The organism is Roseateles sp. T103 (assembly GCF_057219915.1).
Map to the genome: position 1 here is coordinate 76,907 of NZ_JBXVVS010000005.1, position 21,708 is coordinate 98,614.

The 21,708-nt window shown below is 69.2% G+C and carries 17 protein-coding genes; 4 read left to right on the forward strand and 13 right to left on the reverse strand.

All coding sequences use genetic code 11. The annotated features are described in order from the left end of the window. Positions 1-62 precede the first annotated feature (62 nt). Complete coding sequence (locus AC2EBS_RS14900; RefSeq protein WP_484729222.1) at positions 63-485, forward strand: BLUF domain-containing protein; 423 nt, start codon at positions 63-65, stop codon at positions 483-485. A 139-nt stretch (positions 486-624) separates the two neighbouring features. Here AC2EBS_RS14900 and AC2EBS_RS14905 read toward each other — a convergent pair whose 3' ends face one another. The 12 genes from AC2EBS_RS14905 to AC2EBS_RS14960 form a co-directional block, all read right to left on the reverse strand. Beyond that, a complete protein-coding gene (locus AC2EBS_RS14905; protein WP_484729223.1) occupies positions 625-1,167 on the reverse strand; it encodes a LemA family protein in 543 nt (180 codons plus the stop codon). Next, on the reverse strand, positions 1,164-1,913 hold the full coding sequence (gene queC, locus AC2EBS_RS14910; protein WP_484729224.1) for a 7-cyano-7-deazaguanine synthase QueC: 750 nt from the start codon (positions 1,911-1,913) through the stop codon (positions 1,164-1,166). The genes AC2EBS_RS14905 and queC overlap by 4 nt, the downstream gene beginning before the upstream one ends. Before the next feature lie 181 nt (positions 1,914-2,094). Further along, positions 2,095-3,387, reverse strand: coding sequence for a glutamate-5-semialdehyde dehydrogenase (locus tag AC2EBS_RS14915; RefSeq protein ID WP_484729225.1), 1,293 nt, complete (start codon positions 3,385-3,387; stop codon positions 2,095-2,097). A gap of 203 nt (positions 3,388-3,590) precedes the next feature. Next, on the reverse strand, positions 3,591-4,346 hold the full coding sequence (locus AC2EBS_RS14920; protein ID WP_484729226.1) for an SDR family NAD(P)-dependent oxidoreductase: 756 nt from the start codon (positions 4,344-4,346) through the stop codon (positions 3,591-3,593). A gap of 197 nt (positions 4,347-4,543) precedes the next feature. Next, a complete protein-coding gene (locus AC2EBS_RS14925) occupies positions 4,544-4,864 on the reverse strand; it encodes a BrnA antitoxin family protein (protein WP_484729227.1) in 321 nt (106 codons plus the stop codon). Then, on the reverse strand, positions 4,848-5,051 hold the full coding sequence (locus AC2EBS_RS14930) for a BrnT family toxin (protein ID WP_484729228.1): 204 nt from the start codon (positions 5,049-5,051) through the stop codon (positions 4,848-4,850). Before AC2EBS_RS14930 ends, AC2EBS_RS14925 begins: the two co-directional genes overlap by 17 nt. Positions 5,052-5,872: 821 nt before the next feature. Then, positions 5,873-8,791: a M16 family metallopeptidase gene (locus AC2EBS_RS14935; RefSeq protein ID WP_484729229.1), complete on the reverse strand. Its 2,919-nt coding sequence runs from the start codon at positions 8,789-8,791 to the stop codon at positions 5,873-5,875. A gap of 76 nt (positions 8,792-8,867) precedes the next feature. Further along, positions 8,868-10,115: an anion transporter gene (locus tag AC2EBS_RS14940; RefSeq protein ID WP_484729230.1), complete on the reverse strand. Its 1,248-nt coding sequence runs from the start codon at positions 10,113-10,115 to the stop codon at positions 8,868-8,870. A gap of 12 nt (positions 10,116-10,127) precedes the next feature. After that, positions 10,128-11,231 (reverse strand): NAD(P)H-dependent flavin oxidoreductase, encoded by a 1,104-nt coding sequence (locus AC2EBS_RS14945; protein ID WP_484729231.1) that lies wholly within the window; start codon positions 11,229-11,231, stop codon positions 10,128-10,130. A 4-nt stretch (positions 11,232-11,235) separates the two neighbouring features. Then, the gene (locus AC2EBS_RS14950) at positions 11,236-12,246 is read right to left on the reverse strand and encodes an AEC family transporter (protein WP_484729232.1); all 1,011 of its coding nucleotides are present in this window, start codon (positions 12,244-12,246) and stop codon (positions 11,236-11,238) included. A 36-nt stretch (positions 12,247-12,282) separates the two neighbouring features. After that, positions 12,283-14,139, reverse strand: coding sequence for an ATP-binding protein (locus AC2EBS_RS14955; protein WP_484729233.1), 1,857 nt, complete (start codon positions 14,137-14,139; stop codon positions 12,283-12,285). Between the two features lie 127 nt (positions 14,140-14,266). Then, positions 14,267-16,918: a DNA topoisomerase III gene (locus tag AC2EBS_RS14960; protein ID WP_484729234.1), complete on the reverse strand. Its 2,652-nt coding sequence runs from the start codon at positions 16,916-16,918 to the stop codon at positions 14,267-14,269. A 146-nt stretch (positions 16,919-17,064) separates the two neighbouring features. Here AC2EBS_RS14960 and AC2EBS_RS14965 point away from each other — a divergent pair, with 146 nt between their 5' ends. Genes AC2EBS_RS14965 through AC2EBS_RS14975 form a run of 3 tightly spaced genes read left to right on the forward strand, consistent with a single transcriptional unit; the run spans position 17,065 to position 19,207 of the window. Continuing rightward, positions 17,065-17,538: an SET domain-containing protein gene (locus tag AC2EBS_RS14965; protein WP_484729235.1), complete on the forward strand. Its 474-nt coding sequence runs from the start codon at positions 17,065-17,067 to the stop codon at positions 17,536-17,538. A 36-nt stretch (positions 17,539-17,574) separates the two neighbouring features. Further along, complete coding sequence (locus AC2EBS_RS14970) at positions 17,575-18,492, forward strand: biotin--[acetyl-CoA-carboxylase] ligase (protein WP_484729236.1); 918 nt, start codon at positions 17,575-17,577, stop codon at positions 18,490-18,492. Between the two features lie 13 nt (positions 18,493-18,505). After that, a complete protein-coding gene (locus tag AC2EBS_RS14975) occupies positions 18,506-19,207 on the forward strand; it encodes a hypothetical protein (protein WP_484729237.1) in 702 nt (233 codons plus the stop codon). A gap of 30 nt (positions 19,208-19,237) precedes the next feature. Here AC2EBS_RS14975 and AC2EBS_RS14980 read toward each other — a convergent pair whose 3' ends face one another. Further along, positions 19,238-21,541, reverse strand: coding sequence for a S8 family peptidase (locus tag AC2EBS_RS14980; RefSeq protein ID WP_484729238.1), 2,304 nt, complete (start codon positions 21,539-21,541; stop codon positions 19,238-19,240). Between the last annotated feature and the right edge of the window lie 167 nt (positions 21,542-21,708).

A 21,708-nucleotide genomic window follows, 5' to 3' on the forward strand; every position in this document is an offset into this window, starting at 1 on the left:
CGCTCGGGAAAACCAAACAGCCCTTGCGTAGCGGGCACTCATGATTCGCACGGAGATTTGAAATGCTCGTCCGCCTCCTCTACGCCAGCCGCGCCGCCAAGCCCATGGGCGATGCCGAGCTGGCCGCCATCGTCAAGCAGTCGCGCGAACACAACCCGGCCGAAGGGCTGACCGGCCTGCTCTGCTACAGCGACGGCATCTTCATCCAGGTGCTCGAAGGCGGCCGCGCCGCGGTGAACGCCCGCTACAAGAAGATCATCGAGGACCCGCGCCACCAGGACGTGCAGCTGCTCAGCTACGAAGAGATCGCCGAGCGCCACTTCGCCGGCTGGAGCATGGGCCAGGTCAACCTGCACCGCCTGAACCCGGCGCTGATGCTCAAGTACGGCGAGAGCACCAAGCTCGACCCCTATGCGATGAGCGGCCGTACGCTGATGAAGCTCTTTGAAGAGCTGGTCAGCACCGGCGCCATCGTCTGCGGTTAAAGGCTCTTCTGCTGCGCCACCGCCATGCGTCGTTGGTCGGTGCTCGAAATCCTCACGTACAGGGAGTACGTTCCGGTTCCTGCGCGCCGCCCGCCTAGCCTGGCGGCGGCTCGCGACGAAGAGCAAGTCGCGCTGATCTTCAAAGCGCCCGCGCGGGCGCAAAGCCGTACAGGCTCACCAGCAGCCGCGTCGGCATCTGCTGCAGTGCCTCGTTGTACTGCTCGACTGCGTTGTTGAATACCTGGCGCGCGAAGGCGTACTGGCGGCCGGTCATCTTCAGCTCGTCGATCAGGCTGCCGATCTCGGCATGGCCGTTGAGCTCGCCGTGGTGCTCCACCAGGCTGATCAGCCGGGTCAGCGCCGCACTGTGCAGCGCGGCGGCCACTGCCAGCGCAGCCACCGGCTCCCCGGCATGCGGCTTGGCGCGCACCGCCTGCGCGGCCGTCTGCGCCTCGGCCTGCGCCGACTCCAGCGTATCGAAGGTGGCATGCTCGTTGGCCAGGCGCGGACGCAGCAGCGTCAGCAGCACGCGGCAATGCGCGGCGCGCGCCGACAGCGTCTGGTCCAGCTGCACATAGGCCGCGCCGATGGCATTGCGCAGCTTCATCAGCCGGTTGTAGGCGCCTATGCCCCAGAAGAGCAGCAGCGCCAGCAGCAGCCAGCCCAGCAGCGACCAGCTCATGTGCTGGCGTTCTCCGCCGCCTCGTCGGCCGCAGCGGCCGCAGCGAACTCGGCATAGCCCTTGGCGCGCAGCTCGCAGGCCGGGCAATGGCCGCAGCCATGGCCCCAGTCATGCAGCTCGCCGCGCTCGCCCAGATAGCAGGTGTGCGTGTGCTCGACGATCAGCCGGTTCAGCGCCGGGCCGCCGAGCTGCTGCGTCATCGCCCAGGTCTCGGCCTTGGTGATGAACATCAGCGGCGTCTCCAGCGTCATCGGCGTGTCCAGCCCCAGGCTCAGCGCCACCTGCAGCGCCTTCAGCGTGTTGTCGCGGCAGTCCGGATAGCCGGAGTAGTCGGTCTCGCACATGCCGCCCACCAGCACCGAGGCGCCCCTCCGGTAGGCCAGCGTCGCCGCAAACGTGAGGAACAGCAGATTGCGCCCCGGCACGAAGGTATTCGGCAGCCCATTGGCCTGCATCTCGATCGCGCGCTCGGCGGTCAGCGCGGTATCGGAGATCTGGCCCAGCAAGGCCAGGTCCAGCACATGGTCCTCGCCCAGCTTGGTGCCCCAGTGCGGGAATTGCCTCGCGATCTCCTCGCGCACCGTCTTGCGGCACTCCAGCTCGATGCGATGGCGCTGGCCGTAATCGAAGCCGATGGTCTCCACCGCCGCGAAGCGCTCCAGCGCCCAGGCCAGGCAGGCGGTCGAATCCTGGCCGCCGGAGAACAGGACCAGGGCTTTGCGGGAAGACGAGGCGAGATCGGACATGGTGCTTGGGGCGTCGGCGCGCAGCGGAGGGATCAATCAGGCCGCAAGTGTGCCAGCCAGCAAGACACCGCGCCTGCCACGATGAACCGACTTACCGCGCGGGCGCCGCCGATCCGGCTCTGCCGGTCGGCCGGCAACGCCCCCTCGAGGGGGCCGGCGCAGCCGGTAGGGGGTGGGCCTTTCAGCCCCGCACCTCGCCCTGCCCCAGCACGATCCACTTCATCGAAGTCAGGCCTTCCAGGCCCACCGGGCCGCGGGCGTGGAACTTGTCGGTGGAGATGCCGATCTCGGCGCCCAGGCCGTACTCGAAGCCGTCGGCAAAGCGCGTGCTGGCGTTGACCATCACGCTGGCCGAATCGACCTCGCGCAGGAAGCGCATCGCGTTGGGGTGATGGGTCGTCAGGATCGCATCCGTGTGGTGCGAGCCGTAGCGGTTGATGTGCGCAATGGCCTCGTCCACGCTGGCCACGATCTTCACGCTGATGATGGGGGCCAGGAACTCGGTGGACCAGTCTTCCTCGCTCGCGTCCACCAGCTGCGCGCCGGCCACGCCGGCGAGCATGACCTTGGACTCTGGGCAGCAGCGCATCTCCACGCCCTTGGCCGCGAACACCGCTCCGATGCGCGGCAAAAAGGCCGCCGCCTGCGCGCGATGCACCAGCAGCGACTCGGTCGCGTTGCAGGGGCTGTACTTCTGCGTCTTGGCGTTGTCGGTGACCTTTACCGCCAGATCGATGTCCACCTCGGCATCCACATAGGTGTGGCAGTTGCCGTCCAGGTGCTTGATCACCGGCACGCGCGCCTCGGCGCTGATGCGCTCGATCAGGCCCTTGCCCCCGCGCGGGATGATCACGTCGACGAACTCGGGCATCGCAATGAGCTTGCCCACCGCGGCGCGATCAGTGGTGTTGATCAGCTGCACCGCGTCACGGGGCAGGCCGGCCTCGGCCAGCGCATCGCCCACCAGCGTGGCCAGTGCGAGATTGGAATAAATCGCCTCGGAGCCGCCGCGCAGGATGCAGGCGTTGCCGCTCTTGATCGCCAGCGACGCGGCCTCGATGGTCACATTGGGCCGGCTCTCGTAGATCATGCCGAACACGCCCAGCGGCACGCGCATCTGGCCCACGCTGATGCCCGTCGGGCGGCGCTTCACGCCGGTGATCTCGCCGATCGGGTCGGGCATCGCCGCCAGCTGCTCGCAGCCTTCGGCGACGGTGGCGATCACCTTGTCGGTCAGCCGCAGCCGATCCACCATCGGCGCCTCCAGCCCGGCAGCGATCGCCCCATCCACATCCCGCGCATTGGCCGCCGCCAGCGCCGGGCCCGCCTCGCGCAGCCGGCGCGCCAGCGCCAGCAGGGCGTTGTTCTTGGCCAGCGTGGAGGCCGCAGCCATCGCAGTGGCGGCAGCGCGCGCGGCGCGGCCGACGGTGCTCATGTAGGCGGCGAGATCGGAGGCGGGGGTGGCAGTGGTCATGGCCCGATTCTCGCTGATCGGGCTTGACGGCATTCGACGGGCGGCAGCCCCAGTCACTGCAACGGTGTCGCTTCGAGCTTCGCCCTGGCAAGCCAGCCCAGGTGCTCGGATGACCTGGGTGAGGCGGAAAGTCTATGAGTCAGGCCACGGAACAGCGGGGCGCCAGGGATTGAACTGCGCAAGGAGAGCAGCCGTGCTGGGCATCACTGCGCGGTGTAGCCCCCGTCGATCGAGTGCACGCTCCCGGTGATGAAGGCGCCGGCATCACTGAGGAGGTATGCGATCAAGCCGGCAACTTCGCCACGTGCCGCAAGACGGCCCATCGGATGACGACTCGCCATCCAGTCAGTGACCTCAGTGCCAGAGGCCAGGATCCGCGGCGTGGCGACATAGCCGGGGGCAACGGCGCAGACGCGGATGCCCTGCGCAGCAAGCTCCAGCGCGGCCGACCTTGTCAGCCCGATGACGGCGTGTTTCGCGGCTGTGTAGGCCGACATGCCGGCCAGTCCAACCAGTCCATTCGCAGAAGACAGATTGACTATCGCGCCGGCGCCGTTCTGCAGCATCGCGCGGACCTGGTACTTCATGCAATGGAAGACGCCGGTAACGTCCACATCCATGACGTCGCGCCATTCCTTGGGATCGAGGTCCTGCACAGGAACGCCGGCGGGACCGGTGATCCCGGCGCTATTGATGCCGTAATCAAGCCTTCCAAAAGTGGCGACGGTCTGCTCGACAGCCCTTGCCACCGACTCCGGGTCGCGGACATCAGCCTCGACAGCCAAGGCGCGACGCCCCTGCGGGTCGATCCGATCACGGGTCGCGTTCAGCGTCGAGAGGCTGCGCCCCACCAGTGCAACTGAAGCGCCGCGAGCCCATAGGAGCTCTGCAACGGATTCGCCGATCCCGGTGGCCGCGCCGGTCACGAACGCAACCCTGCCCGCAAAGTCCTGTTCCATCGTGTGCGCCTTTCGTCCTGACCAACCAGGCCCGCGCGCCAGCGCCTGAAGGCTGGCGCTCAACGAGCCCGGTATCGAGAAGCGATTGTGAAGATCAGCTCCTGACAGCGTCTGGCGGCAGCGTCAGGGTTCCGTTCGGACGGAGTTCAGGCGATGGCCTTCACAGCGGCGCGCCGTCGGCCACGGTGGCGACCACCTTATCGGTCAGCATCGGCGCCGCCAGCCCGGCGGGAACGACGCGCCACGTACTGCTGAAGCACTGCATCCATTCGCAACTGCCAACCGTCGCCGGTGGATTTGAAATAGGCGACCACCTCCGGGCTGTAGCGCACCGAGACCAGCATCTTCTTGTTCTCGGACTTCGGGCGGCCACGCAGCGATTTCAGCGGAACCATGGCCTTCAGTTGCTTGGGCGTCAGCGGCTGTGCATCGGGGTCGGCCTCTGCAGCCGCTGTGATCGCCCGGTCTTCTTCCACGCTTGGCATGGCTACCGCAGGCCGCTTAGAAACTTTGGACATAGTGCTTCACCTCGCGTCTATTTGCTCTGCGCAGGCTGATGATCCGTCGCGCCTCGGTTCGATCCACAAACGCCACGTAGTACAGGGTCCCGGTCCGCGGGGCCAAGGCGATCATGCGCAACTCGCCGTATTCGTGCCGCTCATCCACCCAGACCAGTGCTGCATCCCAATCGAGCTCCGAGGCCATTGCCACGGGTCTTGAACGGGAACGGTACAGATTCAAGACCTGACCCCGGTTCTTCGGGCATTGTCAATCGACTCGCTCGGCGTCACTCTTCGACCTTTGGTAAGGATCCAATGAGTTTGATGAGCTCTTCGGTGAGCGCGAAGGCATTTCGATGCATGCGGCGTAGCTCGGCCATGTTCAACGTGCGTTCGGTCTTGCGTGTTCTGGATGGAGACGGAACCCCGCCAGCGAGGGCTGTTCCAAAGACCTCGTCATCGTTGGATCGAAGCCAGCAGAAGTGCGAAATCTTGTTCCGTTCAGCTCGAAGCTTCGTGACCTCCGCGTTTAGAGCGCCGATCTGGTCAAGGATTGGCGAGGCTATCCGCGCGGCGCCGTACCGATGGCGATGGACTTGAATCGCCTCCGTTATGGCGTCTTGGAGTCGCACGGCAGATAGGCCTGCTGTGTAGGTACGACCAAGAAATTCCGGTGTCCGCAATAGGCGGCTAAGGAGAAATCCGAGCAGCCGCTCAATGTTCGACCACTCAACCACTATTCGCCCAATCGCGGCGTACTGCTCGTCCGTTAGGTCACTGAACGGGCTAGTGTGATTGAGGGGCATTTCTTACGCTTGTTGGGATCAACCAAGAACTGCTCGTGCAGCCACCACCGAAGCGAGCTCACGAGTCGGCAAACGGTTCCAGGCTGTTGAACTCATGGTTCCTATTGTGCGCACCTTCGCTACGCGCCTAGGCGCTCTGAACCCGCATCAGGGGTCCCAACGGCGTCCAAGTGCAGGCCCGGTAAGGCATCTATCGCCACGCAGGCATCCCGCGTCGACACTATTGATTGGCCGGGACCAGCACTCCCGCCGCACCCCTCACCTCAACCCCACCCTTGCCCCGCTTCAGCCCCTTCAACTGCGGCTCCACCTGCCCCTTATCCCCCACCGCCACCACGATCAAATCCTCGGGCCGCAGGTGCGTCCTCAGCGCACGCAGCGCATCCCGCGCCGTCACCGCGCGATAACGCGCCGGCAGCGTGGCCAGGTGATCGGGGGGCAGGCCTTTCGCCCACTCGCCGGCATAGCCGACGGCCAGCGCGGCGTTGGTGTCGAAGAGGCCGGGCAGCGCCAGCAGCTGCGCGTTGCGCACGCGCTCCAGTTCGGGCTTGCCCATGGGCTTGGCGCGCATGGCTTCGATCTCGCGGAACATGTCCTTCAGCGCGGCGCCGGTGGCGTCGCTGCGCACGCTGCCGCGGATGCCGAAGTCGCCCAGCTCGCGGCCCTGGTTGAAGCCCGAGTAGATGCCATAGGTGTAGCCCTTGACCTCGCGCAGCTGGGTGTTGATGCGCGAGGTGAACAGGCCGCCCAGCGCCGCGTTGGCGATCTTCAGCGCGGCCTCGTCGGGCACGCCGGCACGCGGGCCCGGCGCCACCACGGCCAGCGCGGTCTGCTGCGCGCCGGGCTTGTCGACGAGGACGATGCGCGAGCGCGTCGGCTGCGGCTTGGCCAGCGGGGCGGCTGACGCTGCTGCTTCGGCAGCCGGGCGCTGCCAGGCGCCGAAGTGTTGCTCGGCCAGCGCGCGCAGCTCGGCCGCATCAATATCGCCGGCCACCACCAGCGCAGCCTGGTCCGGCCGGTAATGCTGCTGCCAGAAGGCGCGCAGTGCAGCGGCGTCCACTGCAGCGATCGCGGCCTCGCTGCCCAGCGGGTTCTGGCCCAGCAGGTGCGAGTCGCCATAGACCGCGCGGGCGGCGGCGAGTGCGGCGATCGCCTCCGGCTCCTCGCGCTGCTGCGCCAGCGCGGCCAGGCGCGCGGACTTCAGGCGCGCGATCTCGGCCGCGTCGAAGGCCGGGTTCATCGCCATGTCGGCCAGCAGCGCCAGGCCCGGCGCGAAGTTGCGCTTCAGTGCGACGCCCAGGCTGATGCTGGCGCTGTCGCTGCCGGCGCCGCTGGACAGGGCCAGGCCCAGCGCCGAGGCCTCGTCGGCCAGCTGCAGGGCGCTGCGCGTGCGCGTGCCCTGCTGCAACATGGCCGCGGTGAAGCTGGCCAGGCCCGGCTGTGCGGGCGGGTTGGCGCTCTGGCCGGCACGCAGCACCAGGCTGGCGCTGACCAGCGGCAGGCCCGGGCGCGGGATGTGGATCAGCGCCAGGCCGTTGGGCAGCACGCTGCGCTGCGCCTGCGGGATGGCCAGCGGCGCGGCAGCCGTGGGCGGGGGCTGGCGGCGGCGCCACTCAGCGGGTGCGTTCATCGCCTCGCGCTCGCCTTTGCTCGCCTTGGCCGGCATCGGCGGCGTGGGCGGCTCGGGCGGCAGCTGCTTGTCGCCCGGCAGCACCTGGGCCACCACGCGCGCATCGCGCCGCAGCTGCGCGGCCACCACGGCGCGCACATCCTCGGGGCTCAGCGTCTGATAACGCGCCAGGTCCTTGCCCACATAGCCGGGGTCGCCCGCCTGCTGGTTGTAGTAGTTGATCTGGTCGGCCAGCGCGCCGAGCTTCTCCAGCCGCGCCAGCAGCCCGGTCTCGATGGCAGCGCGGGCGCGCTGCAGCTCCTCAATCGTAGGCGGCCTGGGGCCGGCCAGCGCGTCGAGCTCGGCATTGACGATGGTTTCGATCTCGTCGAGCGATTTGCCCGGCCGCGCCAGCACCTCGATGCTGAACACCGAGCCCAGCGAGGCCGAGCCCTGCATCACCTGCACCGACTGCGCCAGCTGCTTGTCGTAGACCAGGGTCTTGTACAGGCGGCTGCTCTTGCCGCCGCCGAGGATGTGCGAGGCCACGTCCAGCTCGGCATCGCCGCGCTGGAACACCGCCGGCGTGTGCCAGGCGATGGTCAGGCGCGGCAGCTCGATGCGGTCGGTCACGGTGATGCGGCGCTCAGCGGTGATCTTGGGCTGCGCCACCTTCAGCTCGGGCACCGGCTCGCCGGGCTGCAGCGGGCCGAAGTAGGTCTGCACCAGGGCTTTCGCACGCGCGGGGTCGAAGTCACCGGCCAGCACCAGCGTGGCGTTGTTGGGCCGGTAGTAGCGGCGCGCAAAGGCCTTCACGTCGGCCAGCTTGATCGACTGGATGTCCTCGTGCGAGCCCATCACCAGCGCCCGGTAGGGGTGGCCGGCGGGAAAGAGCTCGCGGTAGATCGCTTCGTCGACGATGCCGTAGGGCCGGTTCTCGATGGACTGGCGGCGCTCGTTGCGCACCACGTCCTGCTGGTTGGCCAGCGCGACCGAATCGACCTCGTCGATCATGTAGCCCAGCATGTCCGACTTCAGCCACAGGCCCAGCTCCAGTTGGTTCGATGGCAGCGTGAAGTAGTAGTTGGTGCGGTCGAAATCAGTGCTGCCGTTGGAATCGGTGCCGCCGGCGGCGTCCACGATGCGGTCCATCTGGCCACGCGGGATGTGGCGCGTGCCGGCGAACATCAGGTGCTCGAACAGGTGCGCGAAGCCGGTCTGGCCCTGAGCCTCATTGCGCGGGCCGGCATGCACCCAAAGGTTGAAGGCCACCAGCGGCAGGCGGTGGTCAGGCACCAGGATCAGCTCGAAGCCGTTGGCCAGGCGCAGCTTCTCGAGGCGCACCGCCAGGCGGCCGCCCGGCTCTATCGCTACAGCGCTGGCACTGGCGGTGGCACTGGCGCCAGTGCCGGGCCCGGTGCTGTCGGCCGGCGCCGCCTGCGCGACCGGAACGACCAGACTGCAGCTCAGCAGCAGCAAGCCCACGGGCAGCAGTCGCGTCTTCGCCGCCAGGTTCGCCATCCATCGCATCGCTTGGTTCTCCCTCATCAAGATCGCAGGCTTGCGTTCTGCGCAAGCCGCGCATTCTGCACGATAGCCGTGCCGCTCAGCCCACCGCGCCCAGCCAGACGGCGGTGATCGCCAGGCTGGCCAGCGTCACCGGCACGCCCACGCGCGCATGGCGCCGCCAGTCGATCGCCACACCGGCGCGGCGCGCCGCATCGACGACGATGATGTTGGCGATCGAGCCGACGATCAGCAGATTGCCGGCCAGCGTGGACACCAGCGCCAGCGTGCTGCCGCCGTGCGGCGCCTGCTGTGCAGCGGGCAGCAGCAGCATCACCGCCGGCACGTTGGACACCAGGTTGGACAGGCCCAGCGTGGCGATGAACAGTGTCGCCGGCTCGGCCAAGTTCACGCCCTGCGCGACCAGCCAGGCCATGGCCTGCTCGGTCAGCCCGGTCAGCGCCAGCGCATGGTTGACGATGAACAGGCCTATGAAGAGGATCAACAACTCCCAGTCGATCAGGCCCATCATCCGGCTGCTGTGGAAGCGCCGGCTCAGCAGCAGCACGCCGGCGCCCACCAGCGCCGCCACGTCGCGCGGCCAGTCGGTGAGCAGGAACACCGCCACCAGCGCGCCGGCCACGACCAGGCCCTTGATGGTCTGCCAGCCGTCGTAAGGCGTCTCCTCGCGGCGCTCGGTCGGCACCGGTGCCAGGGCCGCCGCGGGCGCGCGCTTCAGCGCCCAGGCCAGCAGCGCCCACAGCGCCAGCAGGCTGAAGCCCACCGGCGCGATGGCGCCGCGCAGATAGTCGGCGAAGTGCAGTTTCAGCACCTCGCCGATCAGCATGTTCTGCGGGTTGCCGATCAGCGTCGCCGCCGAGCCGATATTGCTGGCGCAGGCCAGCGCCAGCAGATAGGGCACCGGGTCGACGCGGCGGCGCAGGCAGGCCTCGGCCAGCAGCGGCGCCATCGCCAGGCAGACGATGTCGTTGGAGAACACCGCCGAGAGCAGCGCCGACACCGCGATCACCACGCCCAGCAGCAGCGTGGGCGAGACCGGCAGCGCGGCGATGCGCCGCGTCACGCGGTCGTAGAAGCCGCCCAGGCGCATCTGCGCCGAGATCACCATGAAGGAAAACAGCAGCACGATGGTCGGCAGGTGGATGCTCTGCGCGGCCTGCTCGGGCGTCATCACGCCGGTGCCGACGATGGCGATCGCGCCGAGCAGCGCCACGCCGGTGCGGTCGAGCTGCAGCCGCGGCAGGCCGCCGAGGATCATGCCCAGGTAGACGATCACGAAGACCGCCAGCACCAGGCCGGTCTGCAGCGGCAGCGTCGCCAGGCTCATCGTGCGATGCCCTCAGCGCCCGCCCAGCAGCGCCAGCGCCTGCGCAGCAATGGCGCGCGTGGTCTCCGCCGCCGGCCGGGCCTGGGTGAGCGCCGCGGCCTGGCCGGCCCACAGCGGCGTGAAGTCACTGCGGCCCTGCGCCTCGGCCACGGCGCGCAGCGGCGCCAGTGCGGCGCTGGCCTGCGGGAAGGCCGGCGCCAGCGCCGACAGCGGCCCCAGCTCGCGCATCAGCCGGTTGACGATGCCGCGCGCCGGCCGGCCGCTGAACAGATTCGTCAGCGCCGTGCGTTCGGCCTGCGTCGGGTCCTGCAGCGAGGCGCGGTGCACCGCGGGGATCTTGCATTCCGGCGCCAGCAGATAGGCCGTGCCGATCTGCACGCCGGCCGCGCCCAGCTGCAGCGCTGCGGCCATGCCGCGCCCGTCGGCGATGCCGCCGGCGGCGATCACCGGCAGCTCGACCGCGGCGACGATCTGCGGCAGCAGCGCAATGAGGCCCGGCTGCGTGCTGATGTCCTGCGCATCGAGGAAGACACCGCGATGGCCGCCGGCTTCCAGGCCCTGGGCAATGATCGCGTCCACGCGCTGCGCGGCCAGCCAGCGCGCCTCGTCCACCGTGGTGGCAGAGGACAGCACCTTGGCGCCGGTGGCCTTCACCCGTGCCAGCAGCGCCGGCTCGGGCAGGCCGAAGTGGAAGCTCACCACTTCGGGCTGCAGTTCCTCGACCAGCGCGCAGGTGTCGGCATCGAAGGGCCGGCGCGTCGCGGCCGGCAGCGGCATGGCCGGGTCCAGGCCCAGCTCGCGGTAATACGGTGCCAGCGCCTCGCGCCAGGCGGCGTCGCGCGCGGCGTCGGGCAGCGGGTTGCGGTGGCAGAAGAAGTTCAGGTTCAGCGGCTTGCCCGGCGCCAGCGCGCGGAAGCGTTGCACCTCGGCGCGGATCTGCTCGGGCGACAGCATCGCGCAGGGCAGCGATCCCAGGGCGCCGGCCGAGGCCGCGGCGGCGGCCAGCGCGTGGTCGTTGGGACCGGCCATCGGCGCCTGCACCAGCGGCAGCGCGATGCCAAGCAGCGCCTGCAGGCGCGTGTCGGGCCAGCCGGCCGCGGAACTGGGATGCGTCATCGATTCAGGTCCTTCCCACACCGGTCAGCCAGGCGATCAGCGCCAGCCACAGCGGCGCGCTCAGCACATAGAGCAGCGTGGAGATCACCGTCGCCGCGGTGGTCTCGGCTTCGCGCGTGCGGTAGCGCTGCGCGAAGATCAGCGCGTTCGAGCCCACCGGCAGCGTGCCCATCAGCACGATCACCGCCAGCGGCAGGCCGCGCAGGCCGAAGCCCCACCAGGCCACGGCCAGCACCAGCGCCGGCAGCGCGATCATCTTCAGCAGCACCAGCCCGATCACGCCACGCCAGCGCTTGGGCCAGCCGTAGTAGGCCAGCGACATGCCGATCAGCACCAGGCACAGCGGCACCACCGCGGTGCCGAGCAGTTGCAGCACCTCGTCGATGGGGCCGGGCAGCGGCAGCGACAGCGCATTCCACGTCAGCCCGGCGACCACCGGCAGCACCACCGGATGGATCACCGTGTTGCGCACGGTGGCGCGCAAGGTGCGCAGCAGGCTGGCGCCGCCATCGGCGTGGGCGCGCGCGCGGGCCAGGTCCTGCTCGACCAGCGCGGTCAGCACCACCAGGATGATCAGCGCATGCAGGCTGACCACGGTGATGTGGATGGCCAGCCCCGCCTCGCCGAACACGCCGGCCGCCATCGGGATGCCGATCTGCAGCGTGTTGCCGAAGGTGGTGGTGATGGCCTGCACGCTGGGCAGTGCGGGCTCCTCGCGGCCGCCGGCGCCGCGCCAGCGCTGCACGCCATAGACGGCCAGGATCATCAGCAGCACCGGCACGAAGAAGGCCGACAGCGTGACCCAGGGCAGCGTGGCGAAGTCCACCCGCGCCGTGGTGCGGAACAGCAGCGCCGGCACGAAGATGTAGAAGGCCGCGGCCGAGAGCACCCGCGCCGGATCGCTGCCGGTGCCCGAGGGGTCGGCCTGGCCCAGCCAGCGCATGCGGCCGACGAACCAGCCTATCGTCACGGCGATCAGTATCGCCAGCAGCTTGTAGAGAACAGTCGCGGACATTGCGGCCAAGTATCGCCGCGCGGCGCAGGGCCGGGGTCAGGACTGAACGGGGAGTTCGAGCTCGAAGAAGAAGCGGCTGCCGCGCTGCGGCGCGCTCTCCACCTGGATCTGCGCCCCCATCAGCCGCACCAGCTGCTGGCTGATCGACAGGCCCAGGCCGGTGCCGCCGCCGCGGCGGTGGTCCTCGGAGACCTGCTCGAAGGGCTGGAACAGCCGCGCCTGCTGCGCCTCGTCCATGCCGATGCCGGTGTCGATCACTTCGATCAGCACCCGCGCCAGCCCGGGGCGCTGCGCGGTCACGCGCGCATGGAGCCGCACCTCGCCGCTGTCGGTGAACTTGATGCCGTTGGCCAGCAGGTTCAGCACCACCTGGCGCAGGCGCTGGCCGTCGATCTGCACGCGCAGCGGCAGGGCCGGGTCCAGCGAGACGAGGAAGCCGAGCTGCTTCTCCTCGGCACGGATGCGCACCGAGTCGCAGGCCACCTCGAGCAGCGCGCGCAGGTCCACCACGGTGGGCAGCAGGCGCACCTTGCCGGCCTCGATGCTGGCCATGTCCAGCAGGTCGGAGATCAGGCTGAGCAGGTGCTCGCCGGAGTCGCGCATCAGGTCCACCTTGCTGCGCTGCGCGTCGTTGAGGCTCATGTCCATCTGCAGCAGCTGCGCGAAGCCGAGGATGGCGTTCAGCGGCGTGCGGAACTCGTGGCTCATCGTGGCCAGGAAGCGGCTCTTGCTGCGGTTGGCCTCCTCGGCGCGCAGCTTGGCCTGCGAGAGTTCCAGCGTGCGCTCGGCGACCAGCTCTTCCAGATGGTCGCGGTGGCGCGTCAGCTCCTGCTCGGCCTGACGGCGCTGGGTGATGTCGGTCACCATGCCCTCAACGCGGGGCGCGCCGCCGGCACTGTCGGCAGACAGGCGCACGCTGACCTCCACCCACAGCTCGCGGCCGCCCGGACCGACCAGCAGCAGCGGCAGCTGCTGCAGCATGCGGTGGCGCAGCAGCGCGTTGGTCAGGCGCTTGTATTCGTCACGTTCGAAGCCGCCCAGCTTGCGCAGGCTGGGACGGCCCTGCAGCGCGTCCTGCGGGCGCGCAAAGCCCAGCAGATGCGCCAGCGCCCGGTTGATCTCGAGCACCCGGCCCCGCGCATCGGCCTGGAAAATGCCCTCGATCGCGTTCTCGAACAGGCCGCGGTAGCGCTCCTCGCTGCGCCGCAGGCCTTCGGACGAGCTGCGCAGCTGCAGGCTCATCTGGTTGAACTGCTCGGTGAGCATGCCCAGCTCGTCGAAGCGCTGCACCGGCTGGGTCACACCCAGCTCGCCGGCGGCCACGCGCCTGGCCAGCGCGCCCAGGCTCACCACCGGCTGGGTGACGAAGCGGCGCACCAGCAGATAGCTGACCACGATCACCGACGCCAGCACTGCCGCCAGCAGGCTGCCCACCAGCTGGCGCGTCCCGGCCACGGTCTCCTGCACCTTGTCCCGGCTGAAGACCAGCCGCGCCTGGCCGACCACGCTGCCCGGCGACTGGGCCTGGCCCTGGTAGTGGATGGCCACCTCGCGCACCAGCGTCTGCTGCGGCATGCCCACGCGGCTGCGCGCCATCGCCCCCTCGTGCACGCCAGTGGCCGTCAGCGAGATCGCATGGACCTCGGGGTCCTCCATCACCGCGTCGAGCAGGGTGTCGATGGCCAGGGTGTCGATGTTCCAGATCGGACCGGCCAGGCCGCGCGCGACCATCTGCCCCATGCGCTCGGCGCGGCGCTCCAGCGCAGCGTTGAGTTCACGCTCCTCGCGCGCCGTCCAGAACCATCCGATCGCCACCACCAGCACGGTGGCGGCCAGGCCGATGCCGGCGATCAGGCGGGTCTGCAGGCTCAGCGGACTGGCCTTCAAGGACATCTGACTCCCCTGTTGCTCCTGCCGGCCCATGCGTGACGGGCCTTCACGGCCCAAGTGTCACGCATTCGGGCCGTTCGGCGGCCGCTTGTTTTCCCCCATGCGCCGGGCGGCTGCCATTGGCCGCCACTCAGCCCTTGCTGGCGCTCTTCTTGGCAGCGGCCTTCTTGGCCGGCGCCTTGGCCGCTGGCTTGCCCGCAGTCTTCGCCGCAGGGCGGCCGGCACGCGGTTCGAACTCGAACACCACCTTGCCTTCCTTCTTGTCGTAGACGAGATAGGCCTTGAACTTGCGACGCGTCTTGTTGGAGACGAAGCCGTCGAGCAGGTCGGTCTTGCCCAGCTCGAGCAGCTTGTGCAGTTGGGTGCCGTCGATGGTCTGCTGCAGGATGATCTTGCCGGTCTTGAAGTCGCAGGTCACATGCGCGCCGACCGCGTGCTCGCAGACGTAGTTCGTGCCATGTTCGTACACATGGCCCTGGCACTTGGGGCAGGCGCCCAGCGAGCTCTGGCCGCTGAAGTCCACCGGCTCGCCGCTTTCCTCGGCCTTCTTGGCGTCCTCGCCGAAGTCGAACTCGAGCTTCCAGTTCTGGATCTCGTCGTCATAGACCAGCGCCAGCTCGGCGGTGAAGGGCCAGCCGGCCTTGGAGCGGAAGCCTTCCAGCGGGCCGATCTTCTTGTCACGCAGGAAGACCTCGACCTCATGCAGCTCGAAGCTGCGGCCGCCGGGGATCTTGCCGATAGAGAAGCCGCAGCCTTCGGTATCCCCGGATTTTCCGGTGCAGGTGAAGCGGCGGTAGTTCTCCTTCACGACGCCGCCGCACTTCGGGCAGGGGGTCTTGAGCGTCGCGTAGTCGCCGGGGATGGTGTCGCGGTCGTATTCCTTGGCCTTGCGCACCACCTTCTCGGTCATCGCGGCGATCTCGGCCATGAAGGCCTCGCGCTTCAGGCGGCCCTTCTCCATCTCGGCCAGCTGGTACTCCCAGTTGCCGGTCAGCTCGGGCTTGGTGAGCTCCTCGACGTCCAGACCGCGCAGCAGCGTCATCAGCTGGAAGGCCTTGGCGGTGGGGATCAGCTCGCGGCCTTCGCGCAGCATGTACTTCTCGGCCAGCAGGCCTTCGATGATGGCCGCGCGCGTGGCCGGCGTGCCCAGGCCCTTCTCGGCCATGGCCTCGCGCAGTTCGTCGTCGTCGACCAGCTTGCCCGCGCCTTCCATCGCCGAGAGCAGCGTCGCTTCGGTGTAGCGCGCCGGCGGCTTGGTCTGCAGCGCCTTCACCTCGGTGCTTTCGGTGCGCACCAGCTCGCCGGGCTGCACCGGCACCAGATTGGCACCGCTGCCGTCGGCCGGGTCGTCGGTCTGCGCTTCCTTGCCGTAGATGGCCTGCCAGCCCGGCTTGACCAGCACCTTGCCATTGGTCTGGAACTTGTACTCCTTGCCGCCGGCCTTGACGGTGGAGATGCGCGTCGTGACCTGGAACTCCGCCGGTGGGAAGAACACCGCCAGGAAGCGCTTGACCACCATGTCGTAGAGCTTTGCCTCGGCCTCGGTGAGGCTGCGCGGCGCCTGCAGCGTCGGGATGATGGCGAAGTGGTCCGAGACCTTGCTGTTGTCGAAGACCTTCTTGGTCGGCTTGATGTAGCCGTTCTTCAGCGCGGTGGCGGCATGGCCGGCCAGCGCCAGCAGCGGGCCGGGCAGCTCCTCGGTGGCGATCATCTCGGCGGTCTGCTTGGCCACGCTCAGATAGTCCTCGGGCAGGTAGCGCGAGTCGGTACGCGGGTAGGTCAGCACCTTGTGCTTCTCGTACAGCGCCTGCGCCAGCGACAGCGTGGTCTTGGCCGAGAAGCCGAAGCGCGAGTTGGCCTCGCGCTGCAGCGTGGTCAGGTCGTAGAGGCCCGGGCTGGCCTGCGTGCTGGGCTTGCTCTCCTCGGTGACCGAGGCGGGCTGGCCGGTGGCCGCGGCGGCGATGGCGTCGGCCTCGGCGCGGGTCCAGACGCGGTCGGCGCGGCGCTCCGGGTCGTTCTCGTCCTTCTTGAACGCCGGATCGAACCACTTGCCCTCGTACTGCCCAGCCTGGGCGTCGAAAGTGCCGCGGATCTCCCAGTAGTCGCGGTAGACATGCTTGCGGATCTTCTCCTCGCGCTCGACGACGATGGACAGCGTGGGCGTCTGCACGCGGCCCACGGTGGTGAGGAAGAAGCCGCCGTCGCGCGAGTTGAAGGCGGTCATCGCGCGCGTGCCGTTGATGCCCACCAGCCAGTCGGCCTCGCTTCGGCAGCGCGCCGCATCGGCCAGCGGCAGCATCTGCGCGTCGCTGCGCAGCTGCTCGAAGCCATCGCGGATGGCCGCAGGCGTCATGCTCTGCAGCCACAGGCGCTGCACCGGCTTGTCCAGCTTGCCCTTGGCCGGCTGCGCGTACTGGACGATCAGGCGGAAGATCAGCTCGCCCTCGCGCCCCGCGTCACAGGCGTTGATCAGGCTGCTGACATCCTTGCGGCGGATCAGCTTGACCAGCGCATTGAGCCGGCCCTTGCTCTTGTCGATGGGGTTGAGCTCGAAGTGCGGCGGGATCACCGGCAGGTGCGCGAAGCTCCACTTGCCGCGCTTGACGTCGAACTCCTCCGGCGCCTTGATCTCCACCAGGTGGCCCACGGCGGAGCTGACCACGTACTGCTCGTTCTCGAAATACTCGTCGTGCTTGTCGAACTTGCCGGCGACGGGCGTCAACGCCCGCACGATGTCCTGCGCGACAGACGGCTTCTCGGCAATGATCAGTGCTTTGCTCATGTTTGCGGCTTCTTCTCAACAGCTGGCGGGGGGCGGGTGCAGGAGCTGCCTACAATCCGCCTCGCGCGCACATGCGTACGTACGCATACACGTGCACACACGCACGCACACGCGCACCCATGAATTCAATGTACCGAAGTCGAGAGATGACGCAAGAAGAGCGCAAGGCCCCGGGCGGCCGCCGTATCCAGGTGAGGCGCTCTGGCGTCCATGGCCGCGGTGTCTATGCCGTCGCCCCCATCGAGGCCGGCGAGACCGTGATCGAGTACACCGGCGAGCGCATAGCCTGGCCGGAGGCGCTGCGCCGCCACCCGCACGATCCCAAGCAGCCCAACCACACCTTCTATTTCCATCTCGACAACGGGCTGGTCATCGATGCGCTGTACGGCGGCAACAGCTCGCGCTGGATCAACCACAGCTGCGAACCCAACTGCGAGGCCGAGGAGAGCAACGGCCGCGTCTTCATCAAGGCGCTGCGCGACATCCTGCCCGGCGAGGAGCTCTTCTACGACTACGGCCTGGTCATCGACGAGCGCTACACCCCTAAGCTGAAAAAGCAGTTCGCCTGCCATTGCGGCAGCGAGAGCTGCCGTGGCACGATGCTCTCGGCCAAGCGCTGAGTGTGAGCGCACGCAAGGGGCGAGACGGGGTCGGCAATGAGCGGCAGCACGGATCAACAAGGGCAACAGCAACATCTGCAGTGGCATGTCGAGGCACTGTGGGAACAGCTCGAACCGCTGCTGCCGGGCCTGAGCATCGAGGTGCTGGCGCGCATCGAATCGACCAACACGGCCTTGCTTGACCGCGTGCGCAGCGGCGGCAGCGCTGCCGGCGCGACACGAGGCGGCGGTGAGGAGCGACGCGGCTTTGGTCGGCGTGCCCAGGACCTGCAGCCCTGCCTGCTCGTCGCCGAGGCGCAGACCCAAGGCCGCGGGCGCATGGGTCGCATCTGGCAGTCGCAGGCCGGCGATTCGCTGACCTTCTCGCTGGCGCTGCCGCTGGCGGCCACCGACTGGTCGGGGCTGTCGCTGATCGTCGGCACGGCCATCGCCGATGCGCTGGACCCGCCCGGCGATGCAGCCCAGGGCTGGGTGCCGCGGCTGCAGCTGAAGTGGCCCAACGACATCTGGCTGGACGGCCGCAAACTCGGCGGCATCCTGATCGAGACGGTCGCCGCCGGCCAGCAGCGCATGGCCATCGTCGGCGTGGGCCTCAATGTGCGCGCCAGTGCCGACCTGTCCGCCGCCAGCTTCGCCACCGGCTATGCCAGCCTTGACGAGCTCATCCCCGGCATCGGCGCTCCGCAGGCGCTGGCACGCTGCGCGCCGGCGCTGGCGCAGGCGCTGCGCGACTTTCCGCAGACCGGCTTCTCCCCGGCCTGGATGGCGGCCTACGGCCGGCGCGACCTGCTGCGCGGCCAGGCCATCAGCGCCGGCGCGCTGGACGGCATCGGCCAGGGCGTCAGCGCCCATGGCGAACTGCTGCTGCAGGATGCGCAGGGGCAACAGCACGCGATCGGCGCCGGCGAGGTGAGCGTGCGCCTGGCAGCAACGGGCAAAGACGCGGGCAGCTGATAACCTAGCGCCCATGCTGAGAACCCTCGTCGCGCTGCTGCTGCTGGCCAACGCCCTCTTCTTCGCCTGGACACGCGGCTGGCTGGACCCGCTGCTGGGTGTCGGCCCCGACGCCGGGCGCGAACCGCAGCGCCTGCAGCAGGAACAGCAGTCGCAGCGTGTGGCCCTGCTTTCCCCACAGGCGGCCAGCGCGCTGCAGCAGCCCGTCTGCCTCGAGTTCGGCCCCTATGCCAGCGACGAGAGCCTGCGCGCCGCGCAGTCCGCGCTGGAGCGCCTGGGACTGGCTGCAGCGAGCTGGCAGGTGGACAGCGGCGAGCAGCCCGGCGTGTGGGTGCTGGCCACGGCCAAGCTCGATGCGCGCGAGCTCGCGCGCCGGGAAGAGGCTTTCAAGCGCCTGAAGATCAACGTCGAACCGCTCGCCGGCAAGCCCGAGGAACAACCCGCGCTGGTGCTGAGCCGTCACGGCAGCGAGGCGGCAGCGCAAGCGGCACTGGAAGCGCGGCGCAATATTCGCGAGCTGCGCGTGCTGCAGCTGCAGCCGCCGCAGGTCCGCCACCTGATTCGCCTGCCGCAGGCCAACAGCCTGTTGGCCAAGCAGATTGCCGACGCCAAGGACCGCGCGCTGGGCGCATCGCGCGTCTGCAGTCCGGCGGCCGCCGCTGCCGCGGCCTCGGCTGTGGCCGCCTCCGCAGCAGCCTCCGGCGCATCGCGCTAGACGGACGACAAGCCGCCGCGAGGCGGCGTCTCAGCGGCGTCGGCCAGGCAGCAGCGCCGTCAGCAGCAGCAGGCCGGCCAGCCAGAGCGTGCTCATCGCGCCTCCGCCGCCGCTACCCGCATTGCTGTTGCCCGAGGGCGTGGTGCTGGAGCCGCCGGTCGCGGCACTGATGGTCAGCGTCTGGCTGCTGCTGGCCGTGTAGCCGTTGCTGTCGGTCACGGTCAGCGTCACGGTGACCGTGCCGGCCGCACTGGCCGCCAGCGTGGCGGTGCTGGCATTGGTCGCACCGCTGAAGCTGGCCAGGCCGGCGCCGCTGCTGATCTCCCACTGATAGGCGCTGACCCGCGCGCTGCCCCTGGCGCTGGAAGCGCTGCCGTCCAGCGTCACGCTGGCACCGACGCTGGGCGTGCTGGTCGAAGCGCTGAAGCTGGCTGTCGGCCGGCCGGCGGCGATCGCGAAGCTGAAGCTCTGCGTGGCGCTCTGGCCCAGGCTGTCGGTGACGGTCAGCTGCACCGTGACCGTGCCCTCGGCACCGGCCGCCAGCAGCACGCTGCTGCCGGTCGCCGAGCCGCTGATGCTGGCCAGACCGGCACCGCTGGTGATCGTCCAGCGGTAGGCGGCGATGCTGCGGCCGCCGGGCGCGCTGGAGCCGCTAGCGTCCAGGCTCAGCGTCTCGCCGGCGAGCACACGGCTCGCCGCGCCGGCGATCACCGCGGTGGGCGCGAGCGTCGCGGCGGCGGCCCGCACCGCGGCCGCGGCGTCGAGCAGGCCGGCACCACAGGTCTCGGTCGTGCAGTAGCACTCGCTGGTCTGGGCCGTGCCGCTGGGCGCCTGGCAGGCGCTGACGCCGGCATCGGCACCGCTGCTGGGGAAGCTGCGCGCGGTGGACCTCAGCAGGCTGGTGACCTCACCCGGCGTGAGCGCGCTGTTGGCCGCCAGCATCAGCGCCACCGTGCCGGCCACCTGCGGCACGGCGAAGCTGGTGCCGACGTTGTAGTTGCTGCCATCGGTATAGCTGGAGCTGACCGGCACCGTGGTGCCGGTGTTGGTGGCGGCGGTGATCGGGTACAGGCACAGGCCGCTGAGGTTCACGCAGTTGCCGGCCGGCGCCGCGATGCTCACCTCGGGCCCGAGATTCGAATAGCCGACCTTGGTGCCGGCATGGCGCACGCCGGTCACGGCGACCACGCCCGGGCAGCTCGCCGGCGTGCCGACCGCTAGGCCGTCGTTGCCGGCCGCGGCGACCACCACCGCCCTGGCAGCCACCAGCTGGTTGACCACCTCGCGGTAGGCGATGTTGCAGCTGCCTGACGAGCCCAGGCTCATATTGATGACCCGGGCCGGATTCGGATTGGCAGGCACGCCGGGCACGGCAATGCCGGCCGACCACAGCATCGCCGCCTGGATGTCGGAGTCGTAGCCGCCGCACTTGCCCAGCACGCGCACCGGCAGCAGCGGCGCATTCGGCGCGGTGCCGGCCATGCCAATGCCGTTGTTGGTCGCCGCGCCGACGACGCTGGCCACGCGAGTGCCGTGCCAGCTGCTGTTCTCGACGCCGCAGCCCTTGAAGCTGCCAGCGCTGTCCTCGGCCGCGGTGATCCAGTCTCCGGGGTCGGAGGGGTTGCTGTCGCGGCTGTTCTGGACTGGGCTAGCGTCGTCGTTGGCGGTCGCAGTATTGGTGATGAAGTCGTAGCCAGCGAGCAGCTTGCTCGACAGGTCCGGATGCGTCCTGATCACGCCGGTGTCGAGGATGGCCACGACGATGCCGGCACTGCCCTGGGTGGTGGCCCAGGCACCCTCGGCATTGATCGCCGAGACCAGCGTGCTGTTCGGTGCACGCAGGTACCACTGGCCGGCCACCGGCGTGCTGCTCGTCTGGTTGTCGGCAAAGAGCGGGTCGTTGGGCGCCGCCAGCGGGAAGCGCCGCTGGTCCTCGACCACCCATTCGACATCGGCCTGCTGCGCGAGCTTCTCGACCAGTGCGCGCGAGCTCAGGCCCTGGCCGTGCAGCACCTGGCTGCGGCTGCCCAGCGCGCGGCCGTCGCTGAGCGCCAGGCTCAGGCGCTGCGCCAGCACCGCGGCGCTCTGCGGGCCGCTGGCGCTGCCGTCGGCCGACTGCGCCTTCTTGATATCGCTGGCGAGGAGGGTCGCATTGGCGCGGTACTTGACGATCACGCGCGCCGTGGCGGCTTCGGCCTCGAGCCGCGGCGGGATGCGCGGCTTGCCGCCCTCGCCCGGCGGCGTGGCCTGCACCTGCCATGCGGCAAGGGCCAGCAGCGCTGCCAGAAGCTGACCTACCTTTGTCGATCGTTGATGAATCAGCGGAGTCCGCATCGACTTGCACCTGCAACACTGGTCATGACAGCGCGCAGTCTAGTGCTGCTGCTGTTGCTGCAAGGTTTCCAATCGTGCACCCCGGGAGCCGATGGGGTGATTCCCCAAGACCGGTCGCATCGCCGCCTCGCGCCAAGCGGGGCATGCACCCTCAAGCGGCCCGCTCC

Bases quoted from the DNA above. Each gene is read 5' to 3' on its own strand.
- AC2EBS_RS14945 (WP_484729231.1), bottom strand. From the start codon at position 11,231: ATGACGCATCCCAGTTCCGCGGCCGGCTGGCCCGACACGCGCCTGCAG.
- queC (WP_484729224.1), bottom strand. From the start codon at position 1,913: ATGTCCGATCTCGCCTCGTCTTCCCGCAAAGCCCTGGTCCTGTTCTCC.
- AC2EBS_RS14930 (WP_484729228.1), bottom strand. From the start codon at position 5,051: ATGGCCTCGGAGCTCGATTGGGATGCAGCACTGGTCTGGGTGGATGAG.
- AC2EBS_RS14955 (WP_484729233.1), bottom strand. From the start codon at position 14,139: ATGTCCTTGAAGGCCAGTCCGCTGAGCCTGCAGACCCGCCTGATCGCC.
- AC2EBS_RS14900 (WP_484729222.1), top strand. From the start codon at position 63: ATGCTCGTCCGCCTCCTCTACGCCAGCCGCGCCGCCAAGCCCATGGGC.
- AC2EBS_RS14905 (WP_484729223.1), bottom strand. From the start codon at position 1,167: ATGAGCTGGTCGCTGCTGGGCTGGCTGCTGCTGGCGCTGCTGCTCTTC.
- AC2EBS_RS14935 (WP_484729229.1), bottom strand. From the start codon at position 8,791: ATGCGATGGATGGCGAACCTGGCGGCGAAGACGCGACTGCTGCCCGTG.
- AC2EBS_RS14920 (WP_484729226.1), bottom strand. From the start codon at position 4,346: ATGGAACAGGACTTTGCGGGCAGGGTTGCGTTCGTGACCGGCGCGGCC.
- AC2EBS_RS14950 (WP_484729232.1), bottom strand. From the start codon at position 12,246: ATGTCCGCGACTGTTCTCTACAAGCTGCTGGCGATACTGATCGCCGTG.
- AC2EBS_RS14975 (WP_484729237.1), top strand. From the start codon at position 18,506: ATGCTGAGAACCCTCGTCGCGCTGCTGCTGCTGGCCAACGCCCTCTTC.
- AC2EBS_RS14960 (WP_484729234.1), bottom strand. From the start codon at position 16,918: ATGAGCAAAGCACTGATCATTGCCGAGAAGCCGTCTGTCGCGCAGGAC.
- AC2EBS_RS14980 (WP_484729238.1), bottom strand. From the start codon at position 21,541: ATGCGGACTCCGCTGATTCATCAACGATCGACAAAGGTAGGTCAGCTT.
- AC2EBS_RS14940 (WP_484729230.1), bottom strand. From the start codon at position 10,115: ATGAGCCTGGCGACGCTGCCGCTGCAGACCGGCCTGGTGCTGGCGGTC.
- AC2EBS_RS14915 (WP_484729225.1), bottom strand. From the start codon at position 3,387: ATGACCACTGCCACCCCCGCCTCCGATCTCGCCGCCTACATGAGCACC.
- AC2EBS_RS14970 (WP_484729236.1), top strand. From the start codon at position 17,575: ATGAGCGGCAGCACGGATCAACAAGGGCAACAGCAACATCTGCAGTGG.
- AC2EBS_RS14925 (WP_484729227.1), bottom strand. From the start codon at position 4,864: ATGTCCAAAGTTTCTAAGCGGCCTGCGGTAGCCATGCCAAGCGTGGAA.
- AC2EBS_RS14965 (WP_484729235.1), top strand. From the start codon at position 17,065: ATGACGCAAGAAGAGCGCAAGGCCCCGGGCGGCCGCCGTATCCAGGTG.